We start from the raw sequence: 22,574 nt of genomic DNA on the forward strand, positions 1-22,574 counted from the left end.
ATGCCAGAAGCCGGGCCGGAGCGAGGGACGCATGCCTGCATCTGCCCCCGTAGAATCGACTCCCATGAGCACAGTCCTGTCCGCGGTCGCCTGGCCGTACGCCAACGGTCCCCGTCACATCGGTCATGTCGCCGGCTTCGGCGTCCCCTCGGACGTCTTCTCTCGGTACATGCGGATGGCCGGGCACGACGTGCTGATGGTCTCCGGCACCGACGAGCACGGCACCCCGATCCTGGTCGAGGCCGACCAGCAGGGCGTCACCGCCCGCGAACTGGCCGACCGCAACAATCGGATCATCGTCGAGGACCTGGTGGCGCTGGGCCTTTCCTACGACCTGTTCACCCGCACCATCACCCGCAACCACTACCAGGTGGTGCAGGACATGTTCGTGGCGGTGCGCGACAACGGCTACATGATCGAGCAGGCCACCTCCGGCGCGATCTCCCCCTCCACCGGCCGCACCCTGCCGGACCGCTACATCGAGGGCACCTGCCCGATCTGCAAGACCCCCGGCGCGCGCGGCGACCAGTGCGATGCCTGCGGCAACCAGCTGGACCCCACCGACCTGATCGATCCAGTCTCCCGCATCAACGGGGAGACCCCGGAGTTCGTGGAGACCACGCACTGGTTCCTTGACCTGCCGGCCCTGGCCTCCGAGTTGGGCCGCTGGCTGGACGAGCGCGAGAACACGGGCCTGTGGCGCCCCAACGTGATCCGCTTCAGCCAGAACATCCTCGAGGACATCCGCCCCCGCGCGATGACACGCGACATCGACTGGGGCATCCCGGTGCCGGGCTGGGAGGACCAGCCCAACAAGCGCCTGTACGTGTGGTTCGACGCCGTGATCGGCTACCTCTCCGCCTCCATCGAGTGGGCCCGCCGCAGCGGCGACCCCGAGGCGTGGCGCCAGTGGTGGAACGACCCCGGGGCCCTGTCCTACTACTTCATGGGCAAGGACAACATCGTCTTCCACTCGCAGATCTGGCCGGCCGAGATGCTGGCCCAAAACGGCAAGGGAGACAAGGGCGGCGAGCCCGGGAAGTTCGGCGAGCTGAACCTGCCCACCGAGGTGGTCTCCAGCGAGTTCCTCACCATGGAGGGCAAGAAGTTCTCCTCCTCCAAGCGCGTGGTGATCTACGTGCGCGACATGCTGGACCGCTACCAGCCTGATGCGCTGCGCTACTTCATCTCCGCCGCCGGCCCCGAGAACCAGGACGCCGACTTCACCTGGGTGGACTTCGTCTCCCGCACCAACAACGAGCTGGTGGCTGGCTGGGGCAACCTCGTCAACCGCACCGCGGCGATGATCGCCAAGAACGTCGGGGAGATCCCCGCCGCCGGCGAGCTCGAGCCGATCGACGAGAAGCTGCTCGGTGCGATCCGTGACGGCTTCGGCACCGTCGGCACGCTGATCGAGACCCACCGCCAGCGCGCCGCGATCGCCGAGGTGATGCGCCTGGTGGGCGAGGCCAACCGGTACGTCTCCGAGACCGAGCCGTTCAAGCTCAAGGCCGAGGACGAGCGTGAGCGCCTGCTCACGATCCTGCACGTGCTGGCCCAGGCCGTCACCGACCTGAACACGATGATGGCTCCGTTCCTGCCACACTCCGCCAACGAGGTGGAGAAGGCGCTGGGCGGCGACCGGGTGATCGCCCCGATGCCGCGCATCGAGGACGTCGAGGACCTCGACGGCGGCCCCGGCTACCCGATCATCACCGGTGACTACACCCAGGCGCCCGCCTGGGAGCACCGCCCCGTCACGGTGGGTGCGAAGGTCGCCAAGCCCACCCCGATCTTCGTCAAGCTCGATCCGACCACCGCCGAGGTGGAGCTGGAGCGGCTCGAGGAGCAGACGGCGACGAGCAGGACGACGGGCGAGGACGAGAGCTGAGGCTCACGCGGTCTCAGGCCGGCGAGGGTTGAGGGCGGCGAAAGCTGAGGCTCACGAAGGCTGAGCTTCGGCCCCGCGCGCAGCGAGGAGCCTCCCTTGCTAACAGTTTCTCCAAAAGTGTTAGTACAGTTGATCCATGATCACAGTTCCAGGGCCGGTCACCGTCCCTTCTGCGGGGGTACGGCCCGGGACCTGGTATGTGCCGGATGACGGTCTGTCCTCCCGTTCGGCGCGTGCCCGAGGGTCCGGTCCGTACGAGGCATCGCTTCCTGCGCGTCTGGCCGGGCTGGAACTGGCGCTTCCAGGAGATCTTGCGGCCGACGTGGGCGATGCCGAGGCGGCATTGGCCGCTTTCGATGCGCATTCGACCTCTGCCCTCGGCACCGACAACCCTGCCCTGGGGCCCATGAGTGCTGTGCTGCTGCGTACCGAATCGGCCTCCTCCTCGCAGATCGAGGACCTGACGGTGGGCGCGAAGCAGCTGGCCCTGGCAGAGCTCCACCAGTCACGCAGTGCGAACGCGCGGGCCGTGGTGGCGAACGTGCGCACCATGGAAGCGGCCCTGCGCCTGGCCTCCGACCTGGACCTGGACGCGCTGCTGAGCATGCATCGCGAACTGATGACCGATGCCGCAGTCGGCTCCGGTCGCTCCGGGCCCACCGGGGATGCAGGTTCACTGCGCACCCGCCTGGTGTGGGTGGGGCGCAGCGGCTCCAGCCCACGAGGCGCTGTCCACGTAGCGCCCGAGGCCGAGGACGTTCCCCCGGCGATGGCGGACCTGATCCACTTCATCGCACGGGATGACCTGCCTGTGCTGCTCCATGCGGCGCTGGCCCATGCCCAGTTCGAGACCATCCATCCCTTCACCGATGGCAACGGCCGTACCGGCCGCGCACTGGTCCACGCCATGCTGCGGGGAAAGGGTCTGCTGCGCAGCACCACCGCCCCGGTCTCAGCCGGCCTGCTCACCGACCTCGACGGGTACGTCTCCGCGCTCACCGCGTTCCGCACCGGCGATGCCCGCCCGATCATCGAGCAGTTCGCGCACGCCGCCCGCTACGCCGCCACCACCGGCAGCCGCCTCGTGGATGATCTCGCCGCAGTCCTGGCACACTCCCGTAACCTCATGACCGGCATGAGACGGCAGGCCACAGGGTGGAAGGTGCTCCCCCTGCTGATCGCTCAGCCGATCGTGGACAGCGCCTTCGTGCGAGATCGGCTCGGGGTCAGCGCCATGACGGCCCAGAGGGCGCTCGATCAGCTCACCGATGCCGGCGTGCTGCGGGAGACCACGGGGTTCTCCCGCAACAGGGTGTGGCAGCAGGGCGAGATCCTCGCCGTGCTCGATGGGTATGCCGCAACCGTGCGGCGGGACGGCTGACCGGCGGGACGGTCAGCCTTGCTCCGCCTCCAGCCCACCAAGGTCGAACACTCTGAACGGCACCGCGTACTCGACGCCGAGGCCCTCTCCCCCGCCTCGCAGGATCTCGGGGATGAACTGGGCGGGCTCGGGGTGGTCGCGGATGTGCTCGAGGTAGGCGTCGTGAGCGCTGAGCGAATCGACCGCTGCCTGGACCTGCGCCTCGTCCACCTGCTTGGCGTGGGTGGCAGCCGGGTCGCCTGCCACCAGGATCGCCCGGGCCTGCCAGGGCTCCAGTCCCTCGCTCTCGCCCAGGTCGCGGAACACCCAGGGGTTGGCGGCGTCACGCACGGCGTCGATGACCGCCAGGCCCGCCACGCGGTGATCAGCCTGGTTCAGGCCGCCGTAGGCCTCGAAGTCGAAGTTCGCGGAGAGCACGAGGTCCGGGCGGACCTGGCGCACCACCCGGGCGATGTCGCGCCGTAGCGGGAGCCCGTATTCCAGCATCCCGTCAGGGTGATCGAGCATGCGCAGCTCGGAGACTCCCACGATCTCGCAGGCGCGCCGCTGCTCCTTCTCGCGCAGCGGCGCGACCTTCTCCGGGGCCTCAGCCATGCCGGTCTCGCCGCGGGTGAGCAGCAGGTAGGTGACCTCTACGCCAGCACCGGTCCAGGCGGCCACGGCCGCGGAGGTGCCGTACTCCATGTCGTCGGGATGGGCGACGACGCACAGAACGAGCCGCACTCCCGTCTCGGGCAGAGGCTGCAGGGCGGGCTCGGTGTCGTGGTCGGTCATCGGGGTCTCCTTCGACGGGTCGACGTCATCACGCCACTGTACGGGCGGAGATGCTCCGATCCTCATCTGCGGCCTCCAGCTCGTCGTCGGCCTCCAGCAGCCGTACCAGTTCGGCCACGGCCGCACGTCCGGCGCGGTTCGCTCCGATAGTGGAGGCGCTGGGGCCGTAGCCCAGCAGGTGGATGCGGGGGTCCTCGGCGACGGCGGTTCCGTCCATGGTGATGCCGCCGCGGTGGTTGTGCAGGCGCAGCGGGCGCAGGTGCGTGAGCTCGTGCCGGAACCCGGTGGCCCACAGCAGGACGTCCAGTTCAGTGGTGGTGCCGTCGGCCTCGATCACTCCGCCGGGCACGATGCGACCGAACATGGGGTGGCGCTCCAGGATCCCGCGTCGGTCGGCCTCGCGCAGGGTGGAGGTCCAGAACAGTCCGGTGGCGGAGACGACGCTCTGGACGGGAAGCCCTTGGGCAACGCGCTCGGCCACCCCGGCCACGGCGCGGCTCCCCCGTTCTGCCGTGAACGCCTCCTCGGTGAACACCGGTTCGCGGCGGGTGTACCAGTGGGTGGTGGCGCCGGCGTCGGCCAGCTCCATCAGGTGCCCCAGAGCGCTGATGCCGCCGCCGATCACCGCGACGCGCTTGCCGGTGAAGTCGCCCGCGCGGGTGTAATCGGCTGTGTGCAGCTGCCGGCCGGTGAAGTCGGCGGCCCCGGGATAGGCGGGGAGGAAGGGGCGGGTCCAGGTGCCGGTGGCGTTGAGGATCGCGCGGTGCGTATGAGCGGCAGCGAGGTGCCGTCGGGGCCGACGGAGTGGATCAACAGGCGGCGGCGCGGGAGCGGACCCTCGGGGTCGTCAGGAGCGCCGGGATCGTTCTCGACCCGGACCACGCGCACGGACCGTTCGATCGGCACCTGGTAGCGGGCTTCGAAGTCCGCGAAGTAGGCGGGGACGGCCTGGTTGGAGGGCTCGCTGGGGTCGGATTCCACCTCGGGCATGCCGGGCAGCTCGCGGATACCGTTCACGGTGGCCATGGTGAGGCTGTCCCAGCGGTGCCGCCAGGCACCCCCGGGACCCTGTTCGGCATCCAGCAGGATCACGCTGCGGTCGGATGATTCAGAGATGTAGGTGGAGTCGGCGCGGTCGGAGGATTCTGAGGATTCGGTGGAGCGGAAGCCACGTCGCCACAGGTGGTAGGCGACAGAGAGCCCTGCCTGGCCTGCGCCGATCACCACCACGTCCGCTTCGCGCATATCCGTCCTCATGACCGGCTGAACACCGGCGCAGGAAGGAGTGTTTCCACCCGAGGTCGGGCTGACACCGAGGTCACACGATGTGGAGGGTGCGCTCCGAGTGCTCGGTTCCGGCGGGCGCTTGCCTCTTCCCCTGCACATCAGCCAGGGCGCGGTCCGCAGTGGGCACGACGCGGGGAGGCTCAAGAGCAGCGACAGCGGCAAGCGCGCGATCCAGGTCCGCCTGCAGGTCCGTCAGGTCCTCCAGGCCGATGCTGATGCGCACGGTCCCGTCGGTCACCCCGCAGGCGGCGCGCTGCTCAGGCGTGAGGTGGGAATGAGTGGTCGTGGCGGGATGGCACACCAGGGAGCGGGCATCGCCGATGTTGACGGCGATGGTGAACAGCTCCAGTGCGTCGCAGAATGCCGCAGCAGCGTCCTCTCCCCCGGCCAGATCCACCGAGAACACGCCGGAAGTGCCGCGGGGGAAGTCCCGGGCGGCGATCGCGGCATCACGTCGGCCGGGGATCGCGGGGTGGTTGACCCGCGCGACCCCGGGCCGCTCGTGCAGGCGGGAGGCGAGCTCCTTCGCAGTCGCGCTGATGCGGTCCATGCGCAGATCCAGCGTCTCGATGCCCACCAGGATCTGCTGGGCACTGGCCGCGGGGAGGGTGGCGCCGAAGTCGGTGACGTACTTGGCGCGGGCGTAGGAGAGCAACCCCGAGCAGCCGCGCTCGTAGTCATCGGCGAAGGTGACGCCGAACCGCCGGTTCGGGGTGGTCAGGCGCTGCCAGCGTTCGGGCCGACGGCGGGGGTCGAAGCGGCCGGTGTCCACGATGAGTCCCGCGATGGTGGTGCCGTGACCGCCCAGGTACTTGGTGGCGGAGTGGACGATGACGTCGGCCCCGTGGTCCCCGGGGCGGTACAGGGCAGGGCTTGCCAAAGTGGAGTCCACCACCACGGGCACGTCGTACCGGTGGGCGATCTCGGCGATCGCGGGCAGGTCCACCAGTTCCGCCCCGGGGTTGGCGATGGATTCGAGCAGCACCGCTCGGGTCTCGGGCCGGATCGCGGCCTCCCAGCCGTCCAGGTCCCAGGGATCCACGGTAGTGGAGGTGACGGCGAGGTCGGCCAGGGTGTCGTCCAGGAACTCGGTGGTCCCGCCGTACAGGCGGTTCGAGGCGACCACATGGCTACCCGGTTCCAGCAGTGCGCACAGGGCGATGGTGGTGGCCGCCTGCCCGCTGGCCACGGCGATCACCCCGATGCCGCCCTCGAGCAGGGCGATGCGCTCCTCGAGCACCGCGGTGGTGGGATTGCCGGAACGGGAGTACGCGAAGCCCTCGCAGCGACGCGCGAACAGCGCCTTCAGCGACTCGTGGCTGGGGTGGGCGTACGCACTGGTGGCATAGATGGGCGGCACCACGGCCCCGTGGGGGTCCCGTGCTCGCCATCCCCCGTGGATCGCTGCGGTGGACATGCTGCGCCTCCTTGAATCGCTGACGCCCTCAGCTTCGGGCAGGAGGCACGATGGGGCGCAGGAATGTGACGGTGTGTGGCGTGGGTGCGGAACCGGCGGCGGCGCGGGGCCAGTGCAGTCGCCTGTCGTACGACCTGACTCGTCAGTCGAGAGGCGTGCCGTCCTCGGCCCACAGCCCGGAGCAGCCGCGGCGGTGCGACCCCACCAGGTGGGTGTCCACGATGCCGATCGCCTCCATCAGCGCGAACATCGTCGTCGGCCCCACGAAGCGGAAGCCGCGCTTCTTCAGCTCCTTGGCCAGAGCCGTCGATTCGGCAGAGACGGTGGGGACCTCTGCTGCGGTGCGGGGCATCGGGGTGCGCTCGGGGCGGTAGGACCACACCAGGTCCGCCAGTGTGGCGCCGGGGCCCAGCTCCCCCCGTGCGCCGAGACCGTCGGCACCGCGCAGCGCGAGGGTGGCGCGGGCGTTGCTGATGGTGGCCTCGATCTTGCCGCGATGGCGGATGATGCCGGTGTCCTCCAGGAGCCGCTCCACGTCGGCCTCATCGAAGACCGCGACCGCATCGGGATCGAAACTGAGTATTCGTAGTCGTGGGAGCCACCGAATCTTGCTCTTGGGGACCGCCGATCGTGCCGACGGGGGCCAGTAGCCGCCGCGGTGGGGACCACTGGCTCCCGCCGGCATCGGGTCACTGGGGCAGTGCGGTGTGTTCTCGCATGTTCCTGTCGCCGGTGTCGATCCAGATTGTGTTGTGCACGATGCGGTCCATGATCGCATCGGCGTGGACTGCTCCACCGAGCCGGGCGTGCCAGTCCTTCTTCGGGTACTGGGTGCAGAACACGGTCGAGCCGGTGTCATAGCGGCGCTCGAGCAGTTCCAGCAGCATCGAACGCATTCCCTCGTCAGGATGGTCCAGCAGCCACTCGTCGATCACCAGCAGCGAGAACGTGGAGTACTTCCGCAGGAACTTCGTCTGGCCCTGCGGCTTGTCCTTTGCCAGGGCCCAGGCCTCTTCGAGGTCGGGCATTCGGATGTAGTGGGCTCGGAGCCGGTGCTGGCAGGCCTGCTTCGCCAGCGCGCAGCCGAGGTAGGACTTCCCTGAGCCGGTGAAGCCCTGGAAGACCACGTTCTGTTGCCGCTGGATGAAGGAGCAGGTTGCCAGTTGCGCGATCACGTTCCGGTTCAGTCCCCGTTCCTCGACCAGATCCAGCCGCCGCAGGTCCGCTCCGGGATAACGCAGCCCCGCCCGGCGGATCAGACCCTCGACCTTTCCATGATTGAAGATGGAATGCGCCTCGTCCACGATCAGCTGGAGCCGTTCCTGGAACGACATCCCCAGCACGTGAGCCTCATCCTGGGCATCGATCGCGTCCAGCAGCGCGGTCGCGCCCATCTCGCGCAGCTTCCGCTTCGTGTCGTTATCGATCACGCTCACCGGACACCTCCGGCGTAGTAGTCGGCGCCACGGACGTATCCGCCGTCTTCCGCGGGTTCCTCGCGGGGTGGACGCAGGGCGGCGACCTTGTCCTGCCCGGTGGCCAAGATCGGGTGCAGATGCGCATAGCGCGGTGAACGGACCCGTCCCGTCAGCGCGAGTGCGCAGGCCGCCTCGACCCGATCTACGGAGAAGCGGCGAGAGAGCCGTAGCACCGCCAACGCGGGATCCAGGCCCTGTTCCACGATCGGCACGGACTCGAAGATCCGCTGGATCACGATCACCGTGGCCGGCCCGACCCGATCTGCCCACGCCCGCACCCTCTGCGCGTCCCAGGCCTGGAAACGCTCGCCCGCAGGTAGGTCCGCGTCGTTGGTGCGGTACTCATTGCTCGCGGTCTCCGGGAGCAGCAGGTGACTGGTCAGTCGCTGGCTGCCCTGATAGATCTCCAGCGTCCGGGCCGTGATGCGCAGATCGACCTTCGCGCCGATGTGCGCGAACGGCGCGGAGTAGAAGTTCCGCGCGAACGTGACGTGCCCGTTCCTGCCCACTCGTCGTCCGTAGTGCCATGTCGAGATCTCGTAGGGCACCGCCGGCAGCGGCGTCAGCAGCGGCCGCTCCTCCGCGTCGAACACGCTGGCGCGGGATCCGGGCCGCTTCTGGAACGGCTCCGCGTTATAGGCCTCCATCCGCTGCCCGATGGCGGCTGCAAGTTCGGGCAGGGACGTGAATCGCTGATCCCGCAGCCCGGCGATGACCCAGGTCGCGACGTGCGCGACGGTGTTCTCCACGCTCGCCTTGTCTTTCGGTTTCCGCACCCTCCCCGGGAGCACCGCCGCCGAGTAATGCGCTGCCATCTCGCGATACGCATCGTTCAGGACGATCTCGCCCTCGCGGGGGTGCTTCACCACACCGGTCTTGAGGTTGTCCGGAACGATCCTCGGGACCGTCCCGCCCAGCGCCTCGAACATCGCTACGTGCGCTCGCAGCCAGGACTCCTGGCGCATATCCAGCGCCGGGAAGCAGAACGCGTAACGAGAAAAAGGCAGGCAGGCAACGAACAAGAACACCTTCGAGACCTCGCCGGTGACCGGATCGGCCAGCTCCATCGTGGGGCCGGACCAGTCGACCTCCACGCTCTGGCCGGCCTTGTGACCGACTCTCGAAGCGGCACCGGTGACCATGACGTGGTGCTGGTAGGTGCGGCAAAACCGGTCATACCCCATCGCCGGATCCCCAGCCGCCGTGGTCGCGTCGAAGTACTCGCCGTGCAACAGCTTCAGCGTCACGCCGACCCTGGCCATCTCTCGATGGACCTGTTCCCAGTCCGGCTGTGCGAACACGCTCTCGTGCTCGCCCCGGCCCGGGAACAACCGGGCATACACCTGCTCATCGGCGACGTCCGCGATATCGCCCCACCCGATCCCTGCAGCGTCAGCGGCCTCGAACACCGCCCTCACGGACTTGCGGGACATGCCCTGCGAGGACGAAATCGCTCGCCCCGACAGACCTTCTGCGCGCAGCTGGAGCACCAGCTTCGCCCTGATCTTCCGTACCATTCCAGATTGCTCCTTCCGCCGCGTGCCCTATACACACGGCGGAAGGAGCGTAGACAGAGCGGCCCCAACGACACCACTGGTGGTCCCGAACGACGCCACCGCTACGGCAGCGACGTGGCACCCGAACCCTCGATCAGCGGACCCCAGCGAGGCGAATATTCATCGAAACCGGCGAAAGCGTCCCGGAAGCCTTCGCGCCGGCGCAGGATCGTGGCCCAGCTCAGCCCCGACTGGAAGCCCTCCAGGGCGAGCCGTTCGAACACCCCGCGCTCTTCGCGCACCGGCATGCCCCATTCGGTGTCGTAGTACTCCCGCAGGTCGTCGTGCCGCGAGGCCCACAGCGGACAGTGCAGTCCGTCCTCCCCCGCCAGCAGGTCCTCGTTCGTCATCGCCGCCATTTCCCCTGTCCGTGAACACCGCAGGAGTTCGCCTCCTGCTCGACCTGCCCGATGGGCCGGGCCGACCGGTCGGCTCCATCGTTCCCAAGCAATGCCACGGTAGTGCGCATAGGTTGGCCCGATGACAGCACCGCAGAAGACAGATGATCGCACCTGCCCCTTCCACGGCCTCACCGACAGTGTGGACCTGCTGAAGCAGGGCTACCTCTTCGCCGGGAAGCAGCGAGAGCAGCACGGCAACGCCGGCAGCGACAAACCACTGTGGGTGCGCCTGCTGGGCAAGCCCAGCCTCCTGGTGCGGGGCGATGAGGGCGTGCGCCTCTTCTACGACGACACCCGGATCAAGCGCGAGGGCGCGATGCCACTGGCGATCCGCGGTTCTCTGTTCGGCAAGGGCTCCGTGCACGGCATGGACGACGAGGCCCACCGGCATCGCAAGGCCACCTTCGTGAAGGTCTGCTACGACGACGCGCAGGTGGAGCGGATCGCCCCGATGGTCGAGGCGGAGCTGCGCGAGGCCGCCCAGCGCTGGCGGAAGCACCCCGACAGCGTGTACGACTCGGCCGTAATCGCCTATGGCCGCGCCGCCATGCGCTGGGCGGGTATCGAGGGCCGTGACGCCGAACTGGACGTGCAGGCACGCCGCCTGGGCACGATCGTGGAGGGCTTCGCCCATGTGGACCTGGACCATCTGCGCTCCTGGCGGGACCGCCGCCTGACCGACCGCTGGTGCGCCCAGGTGATCCGTGAGCAGCGCTCAGGCAAGAGGAACGCGGCCCCGGGCACCTCGCTGTACGAGTGGGCGAACCACCGTGAGCTGGACGGACAACTGCTGGATGCGAAGACCGCGGGCATCGAGATGCAGAACACCATCCGACCGCACATCGCGGTGGCTCGTTTCGCGGCCTTTGCCACCAAGGCGCTGTTCGAGCATCCCCAGTGGCGTGAGCGGATCCAGGCCGAGACCGCTGAGCGCGGCACCCTGGTGGGCGGTCCGCTGGCCACGGCCTTCGCGCAGGAGGTGCGACGCGTCTACCCCTTCGTGCCAATGCTGCCGGCTTTCGCCCGCACGGACTTCGAGTTCGAGGGCGAGCAGGTCAGCGAGGGTGACCGCGTCCTGATCGACATCCTGAACACCAATGTGGACCCCAACTCCTGGGATCGCGCCGACCAGTTCGATCCCGAGCGGTTCCTGGACGTGGATTTCGAGCAGATCACCTCGTTCGTCCCCCAGGGCGGGATGGATGTGGCCACGGGGCACCGCTGCCCGGGTGAGAAGATCGCGGTGGGTTCCCTGGCCTCGACCATCGCCGTGCTGTGCGAGCCAGAGGTGGAGATCCTGCCCGAGGGTCTGGACTTCTCCTGGACCGAGATGCCCACCCGGCCTGCCAGCGGGGGTCTGGTGCGCGCGACCGACTGACAGCGGCGAGTGGCTCGTCGGCACCGTCAGCGCTTCATCACGCTGATGGTGCCGCCGGACTCCAGGACGGCCCGCTCCACACCGGCCACCCCCTCCGCGCCCGCCTGCCGCAGCGATTGCTGGAGCAGGGTCTCGGAGACTCGCGCCTCACGCATGGCATCCTCGCGTCTCTCCCCGTTCTCGACGAGGGTGACGGGTGCGTTGTCGACCACCTTCTGCACGCGTGAGGAGATGGCGCTCGACTTCGAGACCACCCACTGTGCGATCACCAGGACCAGCAGGCCGAGGCAGGGCTCCACCAGGCGACCGCTGGTGATGGCGGTGGCCACGAGAGAACCGGCCGCCACGTTGGTGAGGAAGTCGTACGTGGTGAAGCTGGCGAAGGTGCGCGTGCCGGCGATCCGTGCCAGGAGCACCACGAAGGCGAAGACGCCCAGGGTGCCCGCGACGACCCGGACGATCACCTCGACGCTCCACCCGCCCTCCGGGGTGAGCAGTTGACGGGCGACACTGAGCAGGATGTCCATCGCCCCATCCTGCCCTCCCGACGGTGCCGAAGCATTCCCCACGGCAGCGGGGAAGTGGTGGCGTCAGTCGTCGATCTTCCCGATGTCCTCGCGCTTCTCGGCCTGGAACTGGTCCTCCACCCGCCCCAGCGCCCAGTAAGCGGAGATCGAGATCGCCTCGCGGGGGATCTGACGCTCCGCTACCAGCAGTCGGCGCAGCTGCTTGGTCAGGCCCCGCTCTGCGTGGCAGAACACCTGCAGCCCGGTCGGGTCGACGAGGTCCAGGGCAGCGACTTCCTCCAGCAACTGCTCGCGCTCGCCGATCACCCAGCGCACTTCCAGCCCGGCAGGATGCTCGAGCTGCAGGGCGTCCTCCGCGTGGTCCAGGTGGATTAGGGCGGTGCCCTGGGCGGCGGGGTCCATGGACTCCAGGGCTGCGGCGATCGCGGGCAGGGCCGCGTGGTCACCGATCAGCAGGTGGCGACTCGACCCCGGGTCGGGGCTGTACCCGCCGCCGGCGCCGGACAGGGCGATCTGGTCGCCGGGCTGGGCTTCATCGGCCCAGCGCGCGGCGATGCCGTCGTCGTCGGCACCGTCGCCGTGGCCGTGCAGCACGAAGTCCAGGTCGATGGTGCCTGCCTCGTGGCCCCAGCGGCGCACCGTGTAGGTGCGACGGGAGGGAAGCTGCGCGGGATCCTGCTCGCGGATGGCGTCGAGGTCGTACGGGGGCCGCAGTCCGGATCCGGGGACGGCGATCAGCAGCTTCACGTATGCGTCGGTGTGGTCGTTGCGGCGCAGCACGGAGAACTGCTCCCCGCCGAGTCGTACCCGGAGCAGGCGAGGGGAGATGCGGGTCTTGGAGATGACCTCGAGCACGGCCTGCGCCCGTGGCTTGCGGGGACCGCGCCCCTCGGTGGTGCCGGCGTCCCCGGTGGGTGCGGGCTCGGATTGCGGGGTGTCGAAAGGCATGCCTGACAGATTACGCGACACGATCGTTTCCTAAATCAAGCTCGGGGATTGCTCACACGATCTGTCCCGCGTGAGGGCTCTACGCTGGGTCCATGAGCGCCAACCCGCCCTCCCCCGCCGGCGCGGGCACCGTCGACGCCGTCGTCGTCGGCTCCGGGCCCAACGGTCTCGCGGCAGCGGTGACCCTGGCGCGCGCCGGCCTGCGGGTGCAGGTGCTGGAAGCGCAGGATTCCGTCGGTGGCGGCTCCCGCACCCTGGACCTCGGTCTCGCCCCGGGCATCACCCATGACCTGTGCTCCGCCGTGCACCCGATGGCACTGGCCAGCCCCTTCTTCCGGGCCTTCGACCTGCCCGGGCGCGGCGTGGAACTGGCGGTGCCCGAGGCCTCCTACGCCCAGCCCCTGGACGACGAACCGGCCGCGATCGCCTGGCACGACCTGGACCGCACGGCGGACGGCCTCGGGGTGGACGGCCCCATGTGGCGGCGCACCCTCGGCACCCTTGCCGAGCACAGCGAACTGGTGGTGGACCTCGCCCTCGGTGACAAGCGCTCCGTGCCGCCCGCGCTGCTGCGCTCCCCCGATGGCCTGCCGGTGGCCGCCCTGTTCGGCGCGATGGTCGGCACCCAGGGCTCCCCCGCCTGGGACCTGCCCCTGCGCACCGAACGAGCCCGGGCGCTGCTGACGGGGGTGGCCGCCCACGCGATCGGCCCATTGCCGTCACTGGCGCCGGCCGCGACCGGGGTACTGCTGGGATCGCTCGCCCACGCGGGCGGCTGGCCGATCCCCGTGGGCGGTTCGCAGGCGCTCGTGGACGCAATGGTGACAGACCTCGAAGCCCATGGCGGGCAAGTGATCACCGGTCACCGGGTGCGCACCTGGCGGGATGTTCCCCCGGCGCGGGCCGTTCTGCTGGACACCACGGCCGGTGCGGCAGCGGACATCCTCGCGAACCGCCTTCCCGCCGGGCTGGAACGCCGGCTGCGGCGGTTCCGGCACGGCAACGCGGCGGCGAAGGTGGACTTCGTGCTCTCCGACCCGGTGCCGTGGCGCGATGCAGACGTGGGCCGTGCAGGCACCCAGCACCTGGGCGGGACCCGGGAGCAGATGGCCCGCGCCGAGGCGGACGTCACCGCAGGCCGCATGCCCGCACGCCCCCTCACCCTGGTGAGCGACCCGTCGGTGGCCGACCCTTCCCGCATACACGACGGGCTGCGGCCCCTGTGGGCCTACGCACATGTGCCGGCCGGGGACCCGACGGACCCCACGGAGGCGGTGACCGCGCAGATCGAGCGCTTCGCCCCCGGCTTCCGGGACCTGATCGTGGCCTCCCGCGGCGTCAGTGCGGCCGACATGTCGAAGCACAACCCGTCCCTCGTGGGCGGGGACATCGCGATGGGCCGGGTGACGATGTGGGACATGGTGGCCCGCCCCACCGCGCGATGGGACCCGTACCAGCTGGGTGGGACCGGCTGGTACCTGTGCTCGGCAGCCACCCCGCCCGGCCCCGGGGTGCACAGCATGAGCGGCTGGCATGCCGCCCGACGCGTACTGAGCCGAGAGTTCGGGATCCAGCAGGCCCCGCACCTCGGCGTTGCCGGATGAACGGACCTGACGGGCCATCCCGCAGGTAAGGTGGCCGCGTCGGCGACGGGGGTCGTCGTCGATCAGGTCGGCGCGGAGCGTTCCAGCGCCGATGGCGACAGCCGCACCGAAGGAGGCCCGATGAGTTCCCTGAGTCAACCTCTAGGCCGCGAGAGCGGTGGTTTTGTGTGTTCTGTCGGTTCTGTGGGCTTGGTGGGTGGCGGGGTCGTAGCAGGTGCCGTCGCGCCAGCAGGCGTAGATGATCCGCAGCCAGGCCCGGGCCAGGATCCGCACGGCATGGGCATGGCGTTTGCCCTGGGCGCGTGCGGTCTCGTAAATGTTCTTCGCCCAGGGCGAGGCGTGGCGGGAGTTGTCTGCCCAGCGGACCAGGGCTTGGCGGGCCCGCCGGTTGGTGGCGTAGCGGAACACGACCGCGTGGGATTTACCCGAGGCGCGGGTGACGGGCACGACGCCTGCCTCGGCGGCGAGCTGGTCAGCGTTGGAGGCGTGTTCGAGCAACGGTCCGATCTCCCCGATGATCTGGGCGAGGTTGACGATCCCCACCCGGGGCAGGGGCTGGATCAACGCTGCCCAGGAATGGGCGGCCAGAGCCGTCTCGATCTGGGCTTCAAGGTCATCGATCGCTGTTCTGAGGGCCCGGATGACCTGGACCTGTGTGCGAACCAGCGCGGTGATCGTCTCCTCACCGAGCCGCGAGGCAGGCGCGGGGGCCCCACGAAGCCTGGCCACCAGGGCAGCGGGGTCGACGCGGCCGGAGTAGTGCTGCCGGGCGAGCCAGTCCCGCATTCTGGCCGGGGCCAGGTGCTTGGCCGAGGCTGGGGTGGGGAACCTGTCGCAGAAGGCCAGGGCGATATCGGAGTCCAGGCGGGCGAACACCACCCCGGCGCCGGGCCAGTGCTCGGCCAGCAGGGCGGCGAGCTGGTTGGTCGCGGCCACGCGGGCGGTGACCTGGTCCTCGCGGGCCCGGACCAGCGCTTGCAGCTCGAGGGTCGCCTGCTCGGTCGGGCGCAGGGTCCGCAGGCGGTGCCCGTCGGTGCGGAGGTAGTCGGCGAGCTTGAACGCGTCGCCGGGGTCGTCCTTGGCGCGGGCAGCGCCCCAGCGGGGACGGACGGCGTTGAACGCGTTGGGATGGACCGGGACCACGGGATGCCCGGCGGTCAGGAGACGGTCGATCACCAGCCCGCGGGTGGTCTCGATCGCGACCGGCAGCCTAGCCGGAGGGCCGTGGCTGGCCAGGCGGGCCAGGGTGGCTCGAATCCCGTCCTCGGTGTGGGGGCAGGGCCAGCGGTCGATCACCTGGCCCTGGTCATCGATCACAGCGACAGCATGGGTGGTATTGCCCCAGTCCCATCCGACATACATGCGCGTACTCCAGGTTCATCGAAGGAGCACCACTTGGTGGAGGTCATCTGCCGGAAGCTCACTGCTCGGCCCTCAAAGGGGCATGTTCCTGACGCCGTTCAGATGGCCTCGGCCCGGCGGGGCCGGCAGAACTCATCGTGGCCGTCGAACGGCACGCACAAATGGCCGTGCACCCACCGGGACCGAGTGGTCACGACCTTACCGAACAAGGCCGCACTAAGGATGGTGCACCAGTGAGCACACCAGGCATGAGTGCCATGCCGGTCCTGTTCGTGATCGTCCCGGCGCTGCTGGGCCTTGCTGGCCTGTGGCTCCTGATCGGCTCGGTGAGGGAGCTGCTGCGCAACAGCGCCCTGGCCCGCAACGGGCTGACCGTCGACGGCCGCGTGGTCTCCTCGAACCTCAAGATCACCAGCAGCGGCGGCCGCGACTCCAATGCCCGTTCACGGTTGGTCGAGACGATCGAGTTCACCACTGCCAACGGGCAGCGCGTGCGCGGCGTGCCCGTCCACAGCGATGTGGGCATGCTGGATCGGACCGGGGAGCAGGTAACGGTGCTGCACCACCGCGACCGCCCTGATCAGTTCATCGCCCCCAGGAACGGCCGGTCCATCTCCCCGGCCGGCCCCCTGCTGAAGATCGTGTTCAGCTTCGTGTTCCTGGGGTTCCTGGCGTTCTTCATCACGACGTCGCTGAGCATGTTCGGCCAGATGGGCCAGATCTTCGGCGGGTGACTGCTTGCCGATCGATCACAGCCAGATCAGCCTGCCCACTCCAGCACGGTCTCGCCGTTCAGCGTGACCACGGCACGAGGCTGCGGGGAAACGGCGACCTCCACCTCCAGCCGGTCGTGCTCGGCGGTCACGGCGTAGCGCAGCAGCTCGTTCTCGGTGTGCTCCACCTCGACCACTGCCCGGGTGATCCAGGAGCAGCGCCGGCGCAGGGCGATCAACTCGCGGTACAGGTCGTGCAGCCACCAGCCGTTCGGTGCCAGCTCCTCGGGTCCAGCGGGCAGGGGCGGGCGCAGCGGGTCGTCGGCCGCGAAGCCCTCGGCCTTCTCACCGCGGAAGGCCTGCTCGTCGCCGTAGTAGACGCTGGGAATGCCCGGCAGAGTGAGCAGCATGACCGCCGCCAGCGCTGCTCCTGCATCGCCCACGGTGCTGGCGATGCGGGGCACGTCGTGGTTGCCGACGAAGGTCTGCATCGGGGCGACCTGTGAGAACTCGGCGTGGCGACCCAGGGCGTGCTGGAGCTCCCAGAGGTTGTGGTCCGTCATGGAGCTCCAGACGGCCTTCCACAGCTCGTACTGGGTGACAGTGTCCAGGGTGCCGTCACGGGTGATCTGGGCGTAGTCGCCGTGGATCACCTCGCCCAGGAACATCGCCTCGGGGTGCTCCTCGCGGACGGAGGGCAGCACGGAGGCCCAGAACTCGGAAGGAACGGCGTAGGCGACGTCCAGGCGCCAGCCGTCAGCCCCGCGGTCCAGCCAGTGGTTCATCACACCGCGCACCAGGTCGTGCACCTCGGGACGGGAGTGGTCCAGCTCCACGAGGGACCCGTGCCCCTCCCACACGGCTGGCGTGCCGTCCTGGTCGCGGCGGATGCCGGGCCAGGTGGGATCGGTGGCCAGGGGATGCTCGGCCCCCAGGTGGTTGAACACCCCGTCGAGCATGATCGCCATGCCGCGTCCGTGCGCTCGGGCGACGAACTCGTCCCAGTCGGCCTGGTCGCCCAGGCGGGGGTCCAGGCGGAAGTGGTCCAAGGTGTCATAACCATGGGACGTGGACTCGAAGATCGGGCCCAGCAGGATGCCGGTGAACCCCATGTCGGCCGCGTAGTCGATCCAGGGCAGCAGGTGAGGCAGGCGATGCTCCTCCCAGGGCTGCTCCCCCTGAGCCTCGCGGCGCGGTGGCGCCCCGGCGGCACCCAGCGGGTACAGGTGCCACCAGATCCTGTTCTCGAGCTCGTGCATACGTGCCTCCTGACACCTTATTGATCGTAGGTCAACAAGGGTGACTCTACCCCTCTATTGATCCCGACTCAACAACGGTAGGGTGTGAGCCATGTCCGCCTCCTCACCCTCCCCCCGCCGCCGGCTCGATGTCCAGCAGCGCCGCGCCGCGATCCTGCAGGCCGCCCGGGAGGTCTACTCCGAGCAGCCCTACGGGACGGTGCCCACAGCGGTGATCGCGAAGGCCTGTGGCGCCTCACCCTCCCTGGTGTTCCACTACTTCGGCTCCAAGGCGGGCCTGTACGCGGAGGTGATCTCCGGCGCCCTGGAGGATCTGGCGGTCGCCCAGGAGCAGGCACTGTCCCACCTCTCCCCCGGCGTCCCGGTGCGCGACCGGGTCCGCGCCGCGCTGGGGGTCTACCTCGATCGGATCGCGGAGCGGCCCATCTTCTGGGGCGTGCCTCTGCAGGGCGGTCAGGAGCCCCCCGAGGCACAGCAGGTACGGATCGAGGCGCGCGCCCGGTACGTCGAGCGGCTGGGTGCCCTGCTGGGAGTGGGCTCTTTCCCCCGCCACCGGTACGCGATCACGGGATTCCTCGGGTTCGTCGATCAGTCCTGCGCTCGCTGGGTGCAGCAGGGCTGCCCCACTCAGGATCGGGACCTGCTGCTGGATGCCGCCCTCGGCGCCCTCGAGGGCGGCCTCGGCGACTGGAAGGTCTGAGACAGGTGGATGCACAGCACCTGCATGCGTGCGCACGTGATCGGGCCCAGGAGCTGCCTGCGTCCTCCGGGGGATTCCCCTTCGGGCCGGACCACGAGGTGTTCAAGGTCTGCGGGAAGGTGTTCCTGTTGATGACGGAGCTGTCCGGGGTGCCGGTCGCGACGCTCAAGGCGGATCCGGCCGATGCCGAACTCCTGCGCGGCGCCCACGAGGACATCACGCCCGGCTACCACATGAACAAGCGGCACTGGGTCACGGTGAGACCGGGTGGTCCCGTGGACGAGAGCCTGCTGCGGGACCTGGTCACCGAGTCCTACCTGCTGGTGGTCCAGAGGCTGCCGCGCGATCAGCAGCCGGTGGATCCGGAGTCCTTTGGTCGCGGCTGATCGCGGCCACCTCATCCGGTGCGGTGCGGGAGCGTACTCACGGGTGTCCGGGATCCGACTAACGGTGGCACCGCCGATGCGTACGGCGCGGTCGAGCAGGAGCGCAGCCCCAGTATGCGGGGCATAGGCGAGATGCCGGGGGCCGACAGCACCAGGGCTCCCTCCGAACCTCGGCGTGCCTGCCGAGGTAGCAACTCCCCATTTCGAGAGCGGTCGTTCATCCGGTTGCCCAGGTCCGGGTCGCGGAACCCGGGCGCATCGGCCGTGGTGAGGTCCTCCCATCCCTCGCGGGTGATCCGGGCCGGCTCGTCCCCCGACCGCGCGCAGCGGTGCAGTGCCCTGAGCAGTCGCTGGCCGAGGATCGCCACGCCCAGGGCGGGCGCCCAGGCCAACAGCAGGATCCACCACGGTGGCGGGGCCGTGACCACCGCGTACACCAGCCCGGCCAGCAGCAGGGCGCACACCAGCAATGCCCATGAGAGCGCCACGATGACGAGCACACGTGCCTGCGGGCTCTCCTTCGACGCGCGGGGGTCGGAAGACCAGGCAGGGTCGAGGCCGAGGCGCCGCACCTCCTCGGGCGTGGGATCGAAACCCTCGATCGCCCACCGCTGCAGGGCCTCGCGGGCCCCAGTGCACCACCGGACACCGGGGGCGAGGTGCTCACCTGCCCGGCCGGGCAGCGCCTCGGCGACCTGAACCTGGCCTCCCAGGTCCTCCAGCCGTCAATACCGCAGTCGTCGAGTCCCCTTCTGGCGCAGGCTGCGGATATCCAGTCCCTGCCGCCGGGTGGAGACGGTTCCGCCGCGGATCACGTGCCATCGGCTGAGGCGGGGAAGAAGCGCGGCCACGGGCAGGCCGGTTGCTGCGATCGCGAGGAACGTGAGGATCACCTGGTCCGCGCTGCCGAGCACCCCTGCGGCGACTGCTCCGGGCACCCCGACGATCACAGCCCCCAGCGCCGTCCAGGAGAGCAGCACCGCGAGCCTGCGCGGCCGTGCCGCGATCACCACGGAGCCCTCCTCGGGGCCCGGCCAGGCGACATGGCTCCAGAAGCCGGCGAACGTCCAGGCCCAGATCGGAGTGCCGAGCAGCGCCGCGAACCCGGAGAAAGCGATCCGCTGTGCTGCCCCGCCCAGCTCCGCATCCAGCCCGATCGGCACCATGGCAAGGAGCAGCAGGGACAGTGCACCGCGCGCCGGCGGGAAGCTCAGCACCCTCATGGCGACGTTCGGGGAGATCACCGGGACATCATGCCGCGGGCGCCACGGTTCGCACCCCCGGGGCTAGTCGGGGGCGTTGCGCTACTGATCGACGGTACAGCCTTCAGCGGGGATTCACTGCTGAACAGCTGTTTCTTGCTGTCAGCCCAGCAGGCGGGGCAGTTCGGTCTCGATCCCGCGCACGTGGCGGTCCACGAACGCGTACACCGTCTCGTACCAGATCACCGAGTTGTTGGGCGAGAGGATCCAGTGGTTCTCGTCCGGGAAGTACAGGAAGCGGTGGGGGTTGTCCTCGGGGTCCTGGTCAGCGGCGGTCAGCAGTTCGAACCACAGCCGCAGGCCCTCCCCGATCGGCACCCGGTAGTCCTTGTCGCCGTGGATCACGAGCATGGGGGCGGTGATCGCGTCGATGCCGTCGGCCGGGTTGTACTTCGCGTTGTGCTCGTCGCTGAGGTGGGCGGCCCAGTGGGAGGCGGTGTCGGTGGTGCCACGGAACTGGTCCAGCGCCCACAGGGAGGCGTGGGTGACGATGCAGTCGAAGAAGTCGCCGGTACGGCCGGCGATCCAGTTGGCCATGTACCCGCCGTAGGAGCCGCCCAGGGCGGCCTTGCGGGTCTCGTCGATGTCGTCACGCTCCAGGGTGGCGCGGGTCAGGAGCATGATGTCGTCGTAGGGGCTGCCACCCAGCTGGTCCCAGCCGCGGTCGATCATCTCCTGGCCGTAGCCGGTGGAGATCGCCGGGTCCGGCAGCAGCACCGCGTAGCCGCGGGCGGTGGCGGTCCAGGGGTTCCAGCGCCAGGTCCAGGAGTTCCAGGATCCGAAGGGCCCGCCGTGGATCCACAGCAGCAGGGGTGCCGGCTCTGTCGCTCCGGCGCTCTCGGGCAGGCACAGCCAGGCGCGCAGCGGGGTGCCGTCCTCCGCGGTTGCGGTCACCTCGGTGAGCGACCCGGGCACGGCAGGCGCCTCAATCCCACAGGGGATGGGGCTGATCTCGCCGGTGGCGGGGTCGCAGCGCACCGGTAGCGGCGGGGCGTCAATGGCGTCTGCGAGCGCGATCAGCCGCCCGGAGCGCTCGTCGAGGGCGAGGGCGCTGTAGTGACGGGCGTCCTCGGTGAGCACGGTGACGGTGCCGGATCCGAGGTCCAGGCGGTGGATGGCGCCGTGGCCCTCGAGGTCGGCGGTGAAGTAGGCGGTGGTGTTGTCGGGGGCGATGCGCACATCGGAGGGCCAGTTGGTGAAGCCGGTGTAGGCGGGGGTGAGCTCACCGCTCTCCAGATCGGCCTTCACCAGCTCCATCGCGAGGGGCCGGGTGTCGCTGGCCACGGTGCTGCGGCTCAGCAGCAGCACGGAGCCATCGGGGCTGAGGGCCGCCAGGCCGAGGTTGTGATCGTCCTGCGCTGCGAGCGTGCGCACCTTACCGCTGTCCGCATTGATCGCGACGATGCGTGAGCGGGCCGTGGTGCCGTGCAGGGTGCGGCTGACGTCGGCGTACACGGTGCGGCCGTCGGGGCTGATGATCACCTCCCCCAGTCGTTCGGCGGGACCGAAGGAGGTCAGTCGGCGCAGGTCCAGTCGCGGATCAGGGTCCGTGGGATCCAGGGGCTCGGCGATCAGCACCTGGTCCCGGGCGGGGCCCAGGTCGTGGTCCCAGTACCGCACCGGGTGACCGGTGTGCAGGATGGCGGAGGTCTTGGTCTCACGCCGCTCGGAGGCCAGGGCGCGATCGTCCTCGTCGTCGGCGGCGCGCGGGTGGATCGCGCTGGTCAGGGCGATGCGGCCGCTGTCGCGCGCGATGGACAGGGAGGCGAAGCCGCCGTGACGACGGGCGACCACGACGGCCTCGCCCCCGCCGCGGGGCAGCAGGAACAGGGTGGTCTCGTCCGTGTGCTCGTCATCGCCCGTGTCGCGCTTGGCGGTGAACAGCAGGTCGCCGTGGGCGGTGAACCCGGCGAGCGCCTCACCGTCCACGCCGCGGGTGAGGCGACGCGGGGACTGGCCGGCATCGGCGGCGGAGCGGTGCCCGCGGGAGCGGCGGGAGGAGTGCGGCAGCTCCCACAGTGCGGTCACGTACCCGTTCCTCTTCTTGTTCAGCTCGGTGCGGGCGGCGACCAGACGGTCCCCGGCGGGCGCCAGGTACAGCCCGGTGATGCGCGGCTCGGCAACGAAGGCGTGCAGGTCGTGAAAGATCGTCGGGCTATCGGTGGCGGACTGGTTGGGCGAGGCGTCGGTGCTGGCAGCGGCGTCACGGGGGGTGTCGGTCATGGGCCCCATTGCATCACGAGGACGCGT

At 69.6% G+C, this 22,574-nt stretch carries 20 protein-coding genes and 1 pseudogene; 7 read left to right on the plus strand and 14 right to left on the minus strand.

Translation table 11 applies throughout. The features are described from left to right. Nucleotides 1–64 precede the first annotated feature (64 nt). Both metG and JOD52_RS08450 read left to right on the plus strand, forming a co-directional pair. Nucleotides 65–1,891 (plus strand): methionine--tRNA ligase, encoded by a 1,827-nt coding sequence (gene metG / locus JOD52_RS08445; protein ID WP_204409458.1) that lies wholly within the window; start codon nt 65–67, stop codon nt 1,889–1,891. A gap of 136 nt (nt 1,892–2,027) precedes the next feature. Beyond that, on the plus strand, nt 2,028–3,272 hold the full coding sequence (locus JOD52_RS08450; protein ID WP_204409460.1) for a Fic family protein: 1,245 nt from the start codon (nt 2,028–2,030) through the stop codon (nt 3,270–3,272). A gap of 12 nt (nt 3,273–3,284) precedes the next feature. Here the strand turns inward: JOD52_RS08450 and JOD52_RS08455 are convergent, their stop codons facing one another. The 7 genes and pseudogenes from JOD52_RS08455 to JOD52_RS08485 all read right to left on the minus strand — a co-directional run. After that, entirely contained in the window at nt 3,285–4,046 is a 762-nt protein-coding gene (locus JOD52_RS08455; RefSeq protein WP_204409462.1) for a PIG-L deacetylase family protein, read from the minus strand. Nucleotides 4,047–4,074: 28 nt separating this feature from the next. Next, entirely contained in the window at nt 4,075–4,803 is a 729-nt protein-coding gene (locus JOD52_RS17715; RefSeq protein WP_338075542.1) for an FAD-dependent oxidoreductase, read from the minus strand. 561 nt (nt 4,804–5,364) lie between these two features. After that, the gene (locus JOD52_RS08465; RefSeq protein ID WP_204409464.1) at nt 5,365–6,750 is read right to left on the minus strand and encodes an O-acetylhomoserine aminocarboxypropyltransferase/cysteine synthase family protein; all 1,386 of its coding nucleotides are present in this window, start codon (nt 6,748–6,750) and stop codon (nt 5,365–5,367) included. Nucleotides 6,751–6,892: 142 nt separating this feature from the next. Next, the gene (locus tag JOD52_RS08470) at nt 6,893–7,435 is read right to left on the minus strand and encodes a DNA-3-methyladenine glycosylase I (RefSeq protein WP_239551844.1); all 543 of its coding nucleotides are present in this window, start codon (nt 7,433–7,435) and stop codon (nt 6,893–6,895) included. A gap of 4 nt (nt 7,436–7,439) precedes the next feature. Then, complete coding sequence (locus JOD52_RS08475; protein ID WP_338124028.1) at nt 7,440–8,186, minus strand: ATP-binding protein; 747 nt, start codon at nt 8,184–8,186, stop codon at nt 7,440–7,442. Beyond that, the gene (gene istA, locus JOD52_RS08480) at nt 8,183–9,745 is read right to left on the minus strand and encodes an IS21 family transposase (RefSeq protein WP_204408388.1); all 1,563 of its coding nucleotides are present in this window, start codon (nt 9,743–9,745) and stop codon (nt 8,183–8,185) included. The genes JOD52_RS08475 and istA overlap by 4 nt, the downstream gene beginning before the upstream one ends. A gap of 161 nt (nt 9,746–9,906) precedes the next feature. Beyond that, nucleotides 9,907–10,134: pseudogene (locus JOD52_RS08485) on the minus strand (DNA-3-methyladenine glycosylase I); the annotation flags it as partial. A 130-nt stretch (nt 10,135–10,264) separates the two neighbouring features. Between JOD52_RS08485 and JOD52_RS08490 the strand changes: the two are divergent. Continuing rightward, nucleotides 10,265–11,563 carry a cytochrome P450 gene (locus tag JOD52_RS08490; RefSeq protein ID WP_204409468.1) on the plus strand — a complete coding sequence of 433 codons (1,299 nt, stop codon included), beginning with the start codon at nt 10,265–10,267 and terminating at the stop codon, nt 11,561–11,563. Nucleotides 11,564–11,589: 26 nt separating this feature from the next. Here JOD52_RS08490 and JOD52_RS08495 read toward each other — a convergent pair whose 3' ends face one another. Continuing rightward, nucleotides 11,590–12,090: a DUF421 domain-containing protein gene (locus JOD52_RS08495; RefSeq protein ID WP_017822375.1), complete on the minus strand. Its 501-nt coding sequence runs from the start codon at nt 12,088–12,090 to the stop codon at nt 11,590–11,592. A 63-nt stretch (nt 12,091–12,153) separates the two neighbouring features. Next, the gene (locus JOD52_RS08500; RefSeq protein ID WP_204409470.1) at nt 12,154–13,038 is read right to left on the minus strand and encodes a siderophore-interacting protein; all 885 of its coding nucleotides are present in this window, start codon (nt 13,036–13,038) and stop codon (nt 12,154–12,156) included. A gap of 92 nt (nt 13,039–13,130) precedes the next feature. On the opposite strand from JOD52_RS08500, the gene JOD52_RS08505 reads away from it, so the two are divergent. Then, complete coding sequence (locus JOD52_RS08505) at nt 13,131–14,642, plus strand: phytoene desaturase family protein (RefSeq protein ID WP_204409472.1); 1,512 nt, start codon at nt 13,131–13,133, stop codon at nt 14,640–14,642. A gap of 141 nt (nt 14,643–14,783) precedes the next feature. On the opposite strand, the gene JOD52_RS08510 is transcribed toward JOD52_RS08505, so the two are convergent. Next, nucleotides 14,784–16,004 carry an IS110 family RNA-guided transposase gene (locus tag JOD52_RS08510; protein ID WP_204408911.1) on the minus strand — a complete coding sequence of 407 codons (1,221 nt, stop codon included), beginning with the start codon at nt 16,002–16,004 and terminating at the stop codon, nt 14,784–14,786. A gap of 233 nt (nt 16,005–16,237) precedes the next feature. Between JOD52_RS08510 and JOD52_RS08515 the strand changes: the two genes are divergently transcribed. Continuing rightward, entirely contained in the window at nt 16,238–16,738 is a 501-nt protein-coding gene (locus JOD52_RS08515; protein WP_338124070.1) for a DUF3592 domain-containing protein, read from the plus strand. A 26-nt stretch (nt 16,739–16,764) separates the two neighbouring features. Here the strand turns inward: JOD52_RS08515 and JOD52_RS08520 are convergent, their stop codons facing one another. Further along, nucleotides 16,765–17,976, minus strand: a complete 1,212-nt coding sequence (locus JOD52_RS08520; RefSeq protein ID WP_204409474.1) for an alpha-amylase family protein — start codon at nt 17,974–17,976, stop codon at nt 16,765–16,767. A 91-nt stretch (nt 17,977–18,067) separates the two neighbouring features. Between JOD52_RS08520 and JOD52_RS08525 the strand changes: the two genes are divergently transcribed. After that, a complete protein-coding gene (locus tag JOD52_RS08525) occupies nt 18,068–18,676 on the plus strand; it encodes a TetR/AcrR family transcriptional regulator (protein WP_204409476.1) in 609 nt (202 codons plus the stop codon). Nucleotides 18,677–18,681: 5 nt separating this feature from the next. Continuing rightward, on the plus strand, nt 18,682–19,062 hold the full coding sequence (locus JOD52_RS08530) for an MmcQ/YjbR family DNA-binding protein (RefSeq protein WP_204409478.1): 381 nt from the start codon (nt 18,682–18,684) through the stop codon (nt 19,060–19,062). A gap of 11 nt (nt 19,063–19,073) precedes the next feature. Here JOD52_RS08530 and JOD52_RS08535 read toward each other — a convergent pair whose 3' ends face one another. The 3 genes from JOD52_RS08535 to JOD52_RS08545 all read right to left on the minus strand — a co-directional run bounded on the left by JOD52_RS08535 (nt 19,074) and on the right by JOD52_RS08545 (nt 22,547). Continuing rightward, the gene (locus tag JOD52_RS08535) at nt 19,074–19,550 is read right to left on the minus strand and encodes a hypothetical protein (protein ID WP_204409479.1); all 477 of its coding nucleotides are present in this window, start codon (nt 19,548–19,550) and stop codon (nt 19,074–19,076) included. A 237-nt stretch (nt 19,551–19,787) separates the two neighbouring features. Next, nucleotides 19,788–20,306 carry a hypothetical protein gene (locus JOD52_RS08540; protein WP_204409480.1) on the minus strand — a complete coding sequence of 173 codons (519 nt, stop codon included), beginning with the start codon at nt 20,304–20,306 and terminating at the stop codon, nt 19,788–19,790. A 120-nt stretch (nt 20,307–20,426) separates the two neighbouring features. Then, nucleotides 20,427–22,547 (minus strand): S9 family peptidase, encoded by a 2,121-nt coding sequence (locus JOD52_RS08545; protein ID WP_204409481.1) that lies wholly within the window; start codon nt 22,545–22,547, stop codon nt 20,427–20,429. Between the last annotated feature and the right edge of the window lie 27 nt (nt 22,548–22,574).

Source organism: Brachybacterium muris (assembly GCF_016907455.1).
In the GTDB taxonomy this organism is placed as follows: domain Bacteria; phylum Actinomycetota; class Actinomycetes; order Actinomycetales; family Dermabacteraceae; genus Brachybacterium; species Brachybacterium muris.

Excerpts from the sequence above, each read along its gene's own strand:
- metG (WP_204409458.1), top strand. The coding sequence starts at position 65 with ATGAGCACAGTCCTGTCCGCGGTCGCCTGGCCGTACGCCAACGGTCCC.
- JOD52_RS08500 (WP_204409470.1), bottom strand. The coding sequence starts at position 13,038 with ATGCCTTTCGACACCCCGCAATCCGAGCCCGCACCCACCGGGGACGCC.
- JOD52_RS08470 (WP_239551844.1), bottom strand. The coding sequence starts at position 7,435 with ATGCCGGCGGGAGCCAGTGGTCCCCACCGCGGCGGCTACTGGCCCCCG.
- JOD52_RS08510 (WP_204408911.1), bottom strand. The coding sequence starts at position 16,004 with ATGTATGTCGGATGGGACTGGGGCAATACCACCCATGCTGTCGCTGTG.
- JOD52_RS08495 (WP_017822375.1), bottom strand. The coding sequence starts at position 12,090 with ATGGACATCCTGCTCAGTGTCGCCCGTCAACTGCTCACCCCGGAGGGC.
- istA (WP_204408388.1), bottom strand. The coding sequence starts at position 9,745 with ATGGTACGGAAGATCAGGGCGAAGCTGGTGCTCCAGCTGCGCGCAGAA.
- JOD52_RS08545 (WP_204409481.1), bottom strand. The coding sequence starts at position 22,547 with ATGACCGACACCCCCCGTGACGCCGCTGCCAGCACCGACGCCTCGCCC.
- JOD52_RS08465 (WP_204409464.1), bottom strand. The coding sequence starts at position 6,750 with ATGTCCACCGCAGCGATCCACGGGGGATGGCGAGCACGGGACCCCCAC.
- JOD52_RS08520 (WP_204409474.1), bottom strand. The coding sequence starts at position 17,976 with ATGCACGAGCTCGAGAACAGGATCTGGTGGCACCTGTACCCGCTGGGT.
- JOD52_RS08455 (WP_204409462.1), bottom strand. The coding sequence starts at position 4,046 with ATGACCGACCACGACACCGAGCCCGCCCTGCAGCCTCTGCCCGAGACG.
- JOD52_RS08505 (WP_204409472.1), top strand. The coding sequence starts at position 13,131 with ATGAGCGCCAACCCGCCCTCCCCCGCCGGCGCGGGCACCGTCGACGCC.
- JOD52_RS08490 (WP_204409468.1), top strand. The coding sequence starts at position 10,265 with ATGACAGCACCGCAGAAGACAGATGATCGCACCTGCCCCTTCCACGGC.
- JOD52_RS08525 (WP_204409476.1), top strand. The coding sequence starts at position 18,068 with ATGTCCGCCTCCTCACCCTCCCCCCGCCGCCGGCTCGATGTCCAGCAG.
- JOD52_RS08450 (WP_204409460.1), top strand. The coding sequence starts at position 2,028 with ATGATCACAGTTCCAGGGCCGGTCACCGTCCCTTCTGCGGGGGTACGG.